The organism is Rhizobium freirei PRF 81 (assembly GCF_000359745.1).
Classification (GTDB): Bacteria; Pseudomonadota; Alphaproteobacteria; order Rhizobiales; family Rhizobiaceae; genus Rhizobium; species Rhizobium freirei.
In genome coordinates this window covers 1-312 of sequence record NZ_AQHN01000064.1, presented here as the reverse complement: position 1 = coordinate 312, position 312 = coordinate 1, and the positions used below count along the sequence as shown (strand labels likewise).

Sequence of the window (312 nt, the reverse complement as noted above, 5' to 3'; positions counted from 1 at the left end):
GCCTGAGACGGCAGACCCGACGAAGCTGTCGGAAGCCAATCTTGAGAGCGGCACCGCGCCATCGGAATCGGCCGTGACGGCGCAGGGCAGCATCACGCTCGCCGATCCGGATGCTCCGCACATCACCAGCGTTGTCGATGCCAAGGGAACTTCGATCACGGTCGGTGCGGATGGCACGACGACGATCCAAGGCTCCTACGGCACGCTGACGATCGATGCGGACGGCAAGTACAGCTATACGCTGACGACGGCGGGCGTTCATGCCGGTGGCGAGCAGGAGACGTTCAGCTACACGGTAACCGACGCGCACGG

At 64.4% G+C, this 312-nt stretch carries 1 protein-coding gene; it reads left to right on the top strand.

The window, feature by feature from the left end:
• Positions 1 to 312: Ig-like domain-containing protein (locus tag RHSP_RS16820; protein WP_037152588.1), on the top strand; the 312-nt coding region annotated here is incomplete at both ends.